The sequence below is a fragment of the Morganella sp. Je.2.23 genome (genome assembly GCF_051129855.1).
Classification (GTDB): Bacteria; Pseudomonadota; Gammaproteobacteria; order Enterobacterales; family Enterobacteriaceae; genus Morganella; species Morganella sibonii.
Map to the genome: position 1 here is coordinate 37,630 of NZ_JBCPSQ010000011.1, position 9,241 is coordinate 46,870.

General features: G+C 47.9%; 10 protein-coding genes and 1 pseudogene. 7 read left to right on the forward strand and 4 right to left on the reverse strand.

Annotation, left to right across the window (positions count from 1 at the left end; all coding sequences use genetic code 11):
* Positions 1 to 210 precede the first annotated feature (210 nt).
* From AAZR23_RS20175 to AAZR23_RS20185, 3 genes are all read left to right on the forward strand, one after another.
* Complete coding sequence (locus AAZR23_RS20175) at positions 211 to 828, forward strand: ParA family protein (protein WP_096862164.1); 618 nt, start codon at positions 211 to 213, stop codon at positions 826 to 828.
* Positions 829 to 956: 128 nt separating this feature from the next.
* A complete protein-coding gene (locus AAZR23_RS20180) occupies positions 957 to 1,196 on the forward strand; it encodes a plasmid partition protein ParG (protein WP_049246523.1) in 240 nt (79 codons plus the stop codon).
* Positions 1,197 to 1,332: 136 nt separating this feature from the next.
* A complete protein-coding gene (locus AAZR23_RS20185; RefSeq protein ID WP_434694476.1) occupies positions 1,333 to 1,884 on the forward strand; it encodes a GDSL-type esterase/lipase family protein in 552 nt (183 codons plus the stop codon).
* 150 nt (positions 1,885 to 2,034) lie between these two features.
* Here AAZR23_RS20185 and AAZR23_RS20190 read toward each other — a convergent pair whose 3' ends face one another.
* The 4 genes from AAZR23_RS20190 to AAZR23_RS20205 form a co-directional block, all read right to left on the reverse strand.
* Positions 2,035 to 2,616, reverse strand: coding sequence for a ProQ/FINO family protein (locus AAZR23_RS20190; protein ID WP_434694477.1), 582 nt, complete (start codon positions 2,614 to 2,616; stop codon positions 2,035 to 2,037).
* A 32-nt stretch (positions 2,617 to 2,648) separates the two neighbouring features.
* Complete coding sequence (locus tag AAZR23_RS20195) at positions 2,649 to 2,963, reverse strand: CcdB family protein (protein ID WP_262862893.1); 315 nt, start codon at positions 2,961 to 2,963, stop codon at positions 2,649 to 2,651.
* 2 nt (positions 2,964 to 2,965) lie between these two features.
* Positions 2,966 to 3,202, reverse strand: a complete 237-nt coding sequence (locus AAZR23_RS20200; protein ID WP_036419383.1) for a type II toxin-antitoxin system CcdA family antitoxin — start codon at positions 3,200 to 3,202, stop codon at positions 2,966 to 2,968.
* A 135-nt stretch (positions 3,203 to 3,337) separates the two neighbouring features.
* Positions 3,338 to 3,961 (reverse strand): recombinase family protein, encoded by a 624-nt coding sequence (locus tag AAZR23_RS20205; RefSeq protein ID WP_314048703.1) that lies wholly within the window; start codon positions 3,959 to 3,961, stop codon positions 3,338 to 3,340.
* A 685-nt stretch (positions 3,962 to 4,646) separates the two neighbouring features.
* Here AAZR23_RS20205 and AAZR23_RS20210 point away from each other — a divergent pair.
* The 4 genes and pseudogenes from AAZR23_RS20210 to AAZR23_RS20225 form a co-directional block, all read left to right on the forward strand.
* A complete protein-coding gene (locus AAZR23_RS20210; protein WP_434694478.1) occupies positions 4,647 to 5,165 on the forward strand; it encodes an Hcp family type VI secretion system effector in 519 nt (172 codons plus the stop codon).
* Positions 5,166 to 5,285: 120 nt separating this feature from the next.
* On the forward strand, positions 5,286 to 7,271 hold the full coding sequence (locus tag AAZR23_RS20215) for a type VI secretion system Vgr family protein (RefSeq protein ID WP_434694479.1): 1,986 nt from the start codon (positions 5,286 to 5,288) through the stop codon (positions 7,269 to 7,271).
* The gene (locus tag AAZR23_RS20220; protein ID WP_434694480.1) at positions 7,264 to 8,199 is read left to right on the forward strand and encodes a DUF4123 domain-containing protein; all 936 of its coding nucleotides are present in this window, start codon (positions 7,264 to 7,266) and stop codon (positions 8,197 to 8,199) included. Before AAZR23_RS20215 ends, AAZR23_RS20220 begins: the two co-directional genes overlap by 8 nt.
* 24 nt (positions 8,200 to 8,223) lie before the next feature.
* Positions 8,224 to 9,241 (forward strand): annotated as a pseudogene (locus AAZR23_RS20225) (hypothetical protein); the annotation flags it as partial.

The window sequence follows — 9,241 nt, forward strand, 5'->3', positions numbered from 1 at the left end:
TTGAGCATTATTTTTTAAGTGGTACTAAATCACTCACGCGATATAGCATTGATTTATCACTTTGAAAATAAAGCAAAATAACAACACCAATTACTCAAAAGCTCAATTACTCACAAAAAACTCATTTGCTCATTTACTCATTTACACAAACAAGCAGAGAATGTATTATGAACTCATATACTCATATGAGTAAAACAGTGGAGCAACTTAATGAAAGTCATATCGTTTTTAAATCCTAAAGGTGGTAGTGGTAAAACTACCGTAGCAATTAATGTAAGCACAAGCATAGCTAAAAATTACAGAGTAGCCGTAGTTGACACAGATCCACAGCAAAGCTTGGCTAATTGGAACAAGGCCGATAAAGCTAACTTTGATGTGTATACAGCAGCATCCGAAAAAGACGTATATACAATAAGAAAAGAATTAAGTGATTATGATTTTGTGGTTATTGACGGAGCAGGTGCTTTGTCTGTTATCACCGCAGCTGCGGTTATGGTTAGTGATTTAGTTATTGTTCCGGTCACTCCCTCACCTTTAGATTTTTCAGCTGCAGGTGCAGTTATCAATGTCTTGGAAGCACAATCATATAACCGGCCAGTAGAGTGTCGTTTCCTTATTACCCGAAAGATTGAACAGGCTTCTATGTTATCAGTGTTACGTGAAAGCATTGCCCTTACTGGAATTGGATTACTTAAAACATCGGTTAACCAAAGACAGAGTTATGTTAAATCAATCCTCGACGGAGAAACTGTTTTTGAGACTAATGATAGCGCCGCAAAAGGAGAAATTGACGTTTTAGCTAATGAGATTTTAAAGTTAGTTTCATGAATATTGTTCTCAATAACCATTGATAAATATGGTAATTATCACATAACCCAGTTACTTAAAAACTCATTTGAGTATCTACTCAAATGAAAGTTAGAAATATACAATCAGATAGAAAGGATAACTTTATCATGGCGCTTGATAAAAAAGGTAATGGTGCAAGTGCATCAAATAAAATCATGACATTTGGTGATAATCGAGATTTGAAAAAAATAATTTCGGCAAAATCAACGGAAACTCAAAAACGAGTTAATTTCAATATGCCAGAAAATAAACATCAGAGGTTGAAAGCTACCTGTGCCCGAAAAGGACTATCTATCTCAGATGTAATGAATGATCTGGTTGATAATTGGTTATTGAAAAACGAATGACACTCAGTTACTCAGTTACTCAATTACTCAATTACTCAATTACTCAATTACTCAATTATATAATGGATTAATTATCTATAACATGGTTATCTATATGATAGATAAGAAATATATTTTTTATCTTTGTATGATGTTTATGAGCTTTGATTCATCTGCTAAATCTATTTTTATTGGAGATAGCCTGACTCTTAGCCTGGCAAAAGGTGCGAAAGAGCTGGACGTTCTGGAATATTATTACCTGGACAGATCAGGACTAATAAATGGGGCATTTTATGACTGGCTGGCATTCGTGCAACGGATGCCTGTCAGTTCCCCTGATATTATCATCGTATCGCTGGGTGCTAATGATGGTATTTCTGCCTCTGCCAGTTATCGTTACAACCAGAAGATCAGGCAGTTTATTTCCGTTTTGAAAACACGTTACCCGGCGGCCAATATTATCTGGGTCTTGCCTCCGGCCATGAAAAACACACAGACAGAAAACGCACTGGTGAATACCCGCAGAATTATTTCAGAAACAGCAATAATAGCCGGTTACACCGTATTTGATCCGCGTCCGCTCACCGGCAGGACATGGACATATTCAGTCAATGGGATTGTTCTGCGTACTGCTGACGGTATCCATTACACGCCGGAAGCCGGTAAACTGATTTCAGAACAGATTTACCGAACTGTCCGGCAAAACTGAGAGCATTGACAGGAAGAGCAGAGCAGGGCGTTTTATCCAGAAATTCTGTGGGTAAATCAGTGAATCCCGGGGGAAAACAGGCTGTATCCACCGTTCCGCAGCCACCTCACCAACCTGTGCATTATTTAATCAACTTACCCCAGACTTACGTTACTCCGCCTTTCCTTTTGCCTGTCGTTTTCTTAACTTTTCCAGCCGCTTCACGGAATCCGCTTCTTCTTCCGGGGTCACTGTTCCGCAGGGCTGTCCGTCCTTATCATAACGAGCCGCACCGGCAATCACCGTCAGACGATAGCCTCCGGCATACGATACCGAAGACAGGCAGCGGGTCAGTGTCCGCACTGAAACCGGCAGCTCCCTGACTTTCCGGTCCAGGAGCAAATCTTCTTTTAGTCCGATTTTCATCGGCCGCAGCTGACCGTCCGGAAACAGTTTCGGCCAGTACCGGGTAATAATCCCCAGTGCCTCAATGATATTCATCCGTTTTTTCGGCGGTGTCGGCGGGACCGGGACTTTTTCAGGCTTCACCGCAGGCGGTTCAGGGAATTTTGTTTTTTTGACGGGGGCAGGGGGCTTTACGGCCGGAGCCGCTTTATTTTTTTTCGGGCGTGGGACAGCATCTATCCGCTGTTTTCTGCGGAACACCGGCTGTATTGGGGTGTCTTTATTTTTTTCCGCCTCCGCTTTCGGTTTACGGTTCAGCGTGAGAACGGGACGGGATGTATCACTCATTACGGGTTCCTGCCGGTATTAATTCATCATTCTTAAATACCATCAAAAAGAAAATCAATCGCCGCTTTTATTTCTGTACGATAAAGGGAGGCATCACAAAACACAATACCCAGAGAACGGGCGGGAATACTGGCCATCTCATGTGTCATTACTGCATATTCTTTATCGTCGGTCAGTCTGATAAGCGGAACCAACCGTTTGGGACGAGTACCTGCCGGATAATTTTCAACGGGCAGCAGGGGAATCACAATCCTGCGGTTCAACTGACCAATAATATCGCTTGTTACATCAAGCAACATAGGATAGACAGCACTTTTCCCGGTATTATTGTATACAGTGAACTGCATTCTTAAAATGTCCTGTATTCATCGCTGAAACAACCATGTTCATCATGAAACCGGTTGAGTGCTTCCAGTGCTTCACTATTTTCCTCCTGCCATTTTTTCGCTTCATACCGGCGTAGTTCCGCATCAAGCGCAGCTGTCAGGGTAGCACTGAGATTAATTCCGGCCTCCCGCGCACGACTGAGCAAGACTCGTTCTACAGTCATGGTAACGCTTTTGGTTGCCCGTTGTTTTATAGCCATAGATTCCTCGCACCAATTATCGTGTAAGATACACGGTTAATTATGCGTAGTATAACACGAAAAAAATAATGCATCTTAAAAAACGGGCTTAGACTATCCCATTATCAAATACACCAGACGTCCGGAATATACGCATCAGGAGCCTGCGCTGAGTTTAACAATCCGTATCACTGTCCGTTCTGATACACCGCACAACCTCGCGGTATCACGGATACTCTGTCTGTTTTTGACCCGGAGTTCGATTATTTTTTTATGTAACTGCTCATCAGCCCGGCGGCCCCGGTATTTTCCGGCTGCTTTCGCTTTCACAATACCTTCTTTCTGGCGACGGCGGCGATCCTCGTAGTCTTTGCGGGCTATCGCGGCCAGCATATCAAGCATCATCCCGTTAACCGCCTTAAGCATTGCCCGGGTAAACTCATCACCGGCAGGTGATGTCAGCGCCATATGGCTCGTCGGAAGGTCAAGACTGACAACCACCAGGTTTTTTTCACTGATAAGGTGCTTTAATTTCTGCCAGCCGTCCTCATCCATGCGCGAAAGGCGATCAACCTGCTCGATGAGAATAATGTCACCGGGCGCAGCGTCATCAAGTAACCGTAAAAGTTCCGGTCGTTGTAGTGACGCCCCGGAGACATTTTCGGTGTACCAGCTCGCCATCCGGAATCCTTTTTCTTCCACAAAAGCTTTCATCCTGTTTTTTGCCCGGAGAGCATCCTGCTCTTTTGTTGAGGCGCGGAGGTAACCATGAATGTACATTTTTCACCCGTTTGTGACACTTAAATGATGATCTTAATATACGTGACAGATAGGTCATGATCTAATGGAAAAATGGCAGTATTTCAGGTTATGACACTGGGGTACACCCGAATGTCACACCCCCATAACCATACATTTATTATGGTTAAATATTCACTCCGGTAATTTTTACGACCCGCTGTTTTAAAAACAAAATAACCAAATCAGGTAATGCAGTGGAATATACTGATTTATCATGCATGTGAAGGATATTTAATTGTGAAAAATCAGGCTGTTTTTATCACCGGGCTTATTTTTTGTTTTTTATCATTACATTTCATCAGGTTATGATGATATTACATTTTGTTACATGTTTTATTTCTGTGATCATAAGAGGAATGGTGTTTTTTATTTTGTTTTACAGTGTGTTATATGTATATGTTAAATTTCATGGTCATTATCGTTTTTTTTAATCTGACATATTTCACTGTCCCCGCCGGTTATTATGACTCCCCTCAGCCTGATATCCTGTTTTTGCAACGAGTTTAACTTAAGTTATACATCCTGTGAGATACAGCACCGCCTCCGCCCTTTACAGACCCGTAAGTGAAATTTATGCTTTCCCTGTTCACACCATGCGCACCGGCTGATGACAACATACCGTCAGATAACGCACTGTTATCATTTATCTTATAAGGAATTTACCATGCCAACTCCGTGCTATATCTCGATCGAAGGGAAAACCCAGGGCAATATCACTGCCGGTGCATTTACTGCCGAGTCCGTCGGTAACATCTATGTGCAGGGGCATGAGGATGAGATGCTGGTCCAGCAGTTTGACCATATCGTCACCGTGCCGACCGACCCGCAGTCCGGTCAGCCGTCCGGCCAGCGTGCGCACCGTCCGTTTAAATTCACCGTGGCGCTGAACAAAGCCGTTCCGCTGCTGTACAACGCACTGGCCGCCGGTGAAATGCTGCCGAAAGTGCAGCTGAAATGGTACCGCACCTCCGTTGAGGGGAAACAGGAGCATTTCTTCACCACCTCACTGGAAGATGCGACCATCGTCAATATCGACTGCAAAATGCCGCACTGCCAGGACCCGGGAAAAACGGATTACACCCAGCTGATTGAAGTGTCACTCTCTTACCGCAAAATTGACTGGGAGCACACCGTTGCAGGCACCTCCGGTGCTGACGACTGGCGTGCACCAATCGAAGCATAATGATACCGGCCCGGACAGGATGACTGCCGGGCCGTTCTGTTTTCAGTGACGGGAGCCGGGTAACTCTGCCCTGCTGCAGTGATATGCGGTCGCCCGTCTGTTCTGACTGAGGGAGTCCGTGTGATACCATCCGTTTCTGAATTATTACCCGGGCATTCCGGGCTGGTGTTTACCTGCAAAATCGGGCGGCTGCCGGAGCAGACCTTTCAGGTCACCGAATTTTCCCTCAGTGAATCCCTGTCTTCATTATTTTCACTGACCCTCAGTGCGGTCAGCCTGCTGCCGTCAATCCCGTTTAAGGAGCATCTCGGCGCCGCCGCCTCACTGACCGTCACCCGTGACGGCGTTAAAGTCCGTACCGTACAGGGACTGCTGGCCTCTGCGGAACAGGGCAATACTGACGGCAACAAAACCCGGTATCACTTCCTTATCCGCCCTGAAATGTGGATTATGACGCTGAATCAGGACAGTCGCATCTTTCAGAAACAGTCCGTGCCGGAAGTCCTCGCAGTACTGCTTAATGAGGCACACGTCAAAAATGACCGGAAATTTTATCAGGATGAACTGCATCAGAAGCGGGATTACATCACGCAGAAACGGGAATCCGCGTATGATTTCTGGTGCCGTCTGGCCTCTGAGGAAGGCATTAACTTCTGGTTCGAGGAAGGGCCGAAACTCTTTTACAGCGACAACCATCTCGGCATGACCGCCGGTATTCATCTGACCTATAACCCGCAGGCGGATACGGATATCCGTGACAGCACCGCCTTTTCCTGGCGCTACACCGAACAGCTGTGCAGCGACGTGATTATCCAGAAAGATTACAACCCTGACCGGCCGTCTTACCCGTTTCAGCATAACGTCACCGGTGAGGTACATCAGCAGCACCCGGTGTTTGAGAGTTACGGCCGTTACCGTGATGATGAAACCGGTAAGCCATTCACGCAGCTGCGTTATGAGCAGTCACAGAATCAGCGGCAGACCGGCACCGCAGGTACCAACTGCTTTGCGCTGAGGCCGGGCAAAATCTTTACCCTGAAAAACCACCCGTCAGAGGCGATGAACCGGTCGTGGCAGGTCATCACCGTGAATCATCGCGGCGTTCAGCCGCTGGCAGACAACAGCGGCGGCGAGGGCACCACATTCAGTAACAGCGCGGAATTTATCCCCGGCGACCGCGAATGGCGGCCCCCGTACCGCTTCCGCCCGCAGGCCGACGGCTGCGAGCCGGCTACCGTGACCGGGCCGCCGGGAGAAGAAATCTACACCAACGAACAGGGCGCGGTGAAAGTGTATTTTCACTGGGACCGCTGCGGTAATCCTGACCACAGTGCCTCCTGCTGGGTACGGGTTGCCCACGGCTGGAACGGTAACGGTTACGGGTTTATGTCGGTGCCGCGTATCGGCCAGGAAGTGATTGTTTCCTATCTGAACGGCGACATTGATAAACCCGTTATTACCGGCTGCACCTATAACGGACGCAATAACCCGCCGCTGAACCTGCCGGAAGAGAAAACCCGGACTATTTTCCGCAGTAAAACGCATAAAGGTGACGGGTTTAACGAACTGCGGTTTGAGGATTTGGCCGGGCAGGAAGAGGTGTATATTCATGCCCAGAAAAATCTGGCCGTTAAGGTCCTGAATTCCCGCGGAGAGCGGATAAACCACGACAGAACAACCAGTATCGGGCATAACGATGAACTGGCCGTTGCCGGTAACCGGACGGTGACGGTTGAGGGGGATCAGGCTCACAAAACGACCGGTAATTATCAGGCGCAGACTGACGGCGACAGTCACCGGATTGTGGCCGGGGATTGCGCGGAGCGTATACAGGGTACCGTCAGTACCGATGCCGATGGAGACATCACGCTGCAGAGTCAGGGAAAAATCACGCTGAAGGTCGGAGGCAGTTTTGTGGTTATCCACAGCGGCGGCGTTGATATTAAAGGGCCGGTTATTAATCTGAACTCAGGCGGAAGCCCCGGTGATGTGCTGCAGGCCACCAACCCTGCCGTGCTGAAAGCTGCTGCAGCCGGTGGTGCGCCCTTTGTGGCGCACTGTCCGCTGAATGAGGAGGAAACACCGGAGGAGACGGATAATGACTGACACGGAAATCTGCTATGCGGTTATTGATGCGGCATCAGAGCCTGACGTATTTTCACTGCTGGATGAATACAATCCGCCGGCATGCTGCCTGTACAGTGAGCCGCTGCAGCCGGAAATGGCGGAACTGGCCCCGTATCTGGTTGAGGTGTCGGATGACGTCCGGCAATGGCTGGATACCCGGCAGACACCGTGGGGGATTTATCTGTATTCCGCGGTGACGATGCGCGAGTTACGCCATCATCTGCGGAAATTCACCATGGTAATCATTCCGGGGCAGGAGAAACCGGTCTTCTGGCGTTTTTACGACCCGCGGACTATCCGGGAAATCCTGGCCACGTTTGATGACTGGCGCCTGCATACGTTTCTGGGGCCGGTCACTAAACTGGAAACGAACCTGTGGGGAAATAAACAATCTGACCGGTTTGAAGAGCAGCGGAAACGCTATCCGGAGCAGGCCGGAATGCGTGGCATGTTCATGAAATTCTCCGCCGCTGATTATGCAAAAATCAGTGCCGTATCTGAGCGGAAGCTGGCTCAGAAAATGGCGGTCTATTTTTTAATGTATGAGGCAAACAGTCATAATGTCAGTTCAGATTTCTCTGTCACGGACATTATGAGCCGCACACTGACGAATGACCGTTTCGGTTATGAACCGTTACCGGCAGGACTGTCACCGTCCGGCCTTGAGCGATACCTGGCACTGTCACGGGATATTATTACCTTGTTTAACGGGTTATCGGTTTCAGCGGAAGAGTCCTACCTGTATTTCTGCTATGCCCTGGCCTTTTTCAGGATAAAACGATTCAGTGATATCCCGCCGGAATGGCTCTCTTTTCTGTCGGATTCAGAGGGTGACGGTAATTACAGGGTCTGTAAGCTGATGATATCGTTATTTGATGCACTTCCTGATATCTATCATTCATCATGATGTGCCGACTGAACAGGGAACACTATGTCAGACAACAAAGAAAGACGAACAGCCAATATCTCCGGGGCCTGCCAGACCTGCAAAATTCCGCCGGCCTGCACCCTTGATGCAGAAATCGTGTTTGCAGGGAAAACAGACACCTACCGTCAGGAGCAGTATTTTTTTAAACACTATGATTACCTGGTGGAAATGAAAGCACAGGATACAGAAGACGTCGCCACTGAAGCTCCCCTGACATTAACCGCCAGCGCAAAACGCTGCATATCCAAAAGCCCTCACTGCCCGACCGGCAATATTTTCAGGTCAGACGGCAGTTTATTCGGGGAGTTTAATCCGGAAAAATCCTTCAGCGGCACCCTGCCGTATACCGGGAAAACCGGCGGATTCTCTTATGACGAATATAACCCTGTTGCCGTACTTGACAGTCTGGTAAGCCGTGACGGACTGACGGATGACCCGCGCTACCGGGAGTACTACACCATGCGACTCGCAGAATGTAACGGTAAGCCGTTTCTGACCCTGCCCCGTGCCGTACAGATAGGCACATCAGTCATTAACCCTGTGACTCACGGTCTGCCGGTACTGTTTGTTGAGGGACTCCGGCATCTGGCCTCAGCCAGATTCAATCTCATTCTGTACCGGGAATTAACCGCCACCGTCAGTATCGGTCTGGAATCCGCGTTAAAGAAAAAAAATAACGACGAACGAAAGGAGGAGCGGATAGAGCAGAATGTGGCAGCCGGTTACCGTCCCTCTCATAGCGGCTGGACAAGGCACACCAGCCGGTATCAGATAAAAAATGGCGTAACCATAGAGGGTGAGGTTCTCTCTGTTATCGGCAGTGACAGACACGGCTATACGGCAGAGCTAAAACAGGAATTTATACAAAACAAAAATAAACTGACACTGCTGAATTGTATCGATAACGGTTTTAATATCATTAACGGCGCATTACAGACAGGGAAAGATAACCAGAAATTCCCGCTGATAAGTGCGGCGTTTTGTTATCCCAAACTGGAAATCACCGGTGGCGTTAAAACCG

What these genes read in the sequence shown, in the direction of transcription:
- AAZR23_RS20175 (WP_096862164.1), top strand. Translation starts at nt 211, where the DNA reads ATGAAAGTCATATCGTTTTTAAATCCTAAAGGTGGTAGTGGTAAAACT.
- AAZR23_RS20180 (WP_049246523.1), top strand. Translation starts at nt 957, where the DNA reads ATGGCGCTTGATAAAAAAGGTAATGGTGCAAGTGCATCAAATAAAATC.
- AAZR23_RS20185 (WP_434694476.1), top strand. Translation starts at nt 1,333, where the DNA reads ATGAGCTTTGATTCATCTGCTAAATCTATTTTTATTGGAGATAGCCTG.
- AAZR23_RS20190 (WP_434694477.1), bottom strand. Translation starts at nt 2,616, where the DNA reads ATGAGTGATACATCCCGTCCCGTTCTCACGCTGAACCGTAAACCGAAA.
- AAZR23_RS20195 (WP_262862893.1), bottom strand. Translation starts at nt 2,963, where the DNA reads ATGCAGTTCACTGTATACAATAATACCGGGAAAAGTGCTGTCTATCCT.
- AAZR23_RS20200 (WP_036419383.1), bottom strand. Translation starts at nt 3,202, where the DNA reads ATGGCTATAAAACAACGGGCAACCAAAAGCGTTACCATGACTGTAGAA.
- AAZR23_RS20205 (WP_314048703.1), bottom strand. Translation starts at nt 3,961, where the DNA reads ATGTACATTCATGGTTACCTCCGCGCCTCAACAAAAGAGCAGGATGCT.
- AAZR23_RS20210 (WP_434694478.1), top strand. Translation starts at nt 4,647, where the DNA reads ATGCCAACTCCGTGCTATATCTCGATCGAAGGGAAAACCCAGGGCAAT.
- AAZR23_RS20220 (WP_434694480.1), top strand. Translation starts at nt 7,264, where the DNA reads ATGACTGACACGGAAATCTGCTATGCGGTTATTGATGCGGCATCAGAG.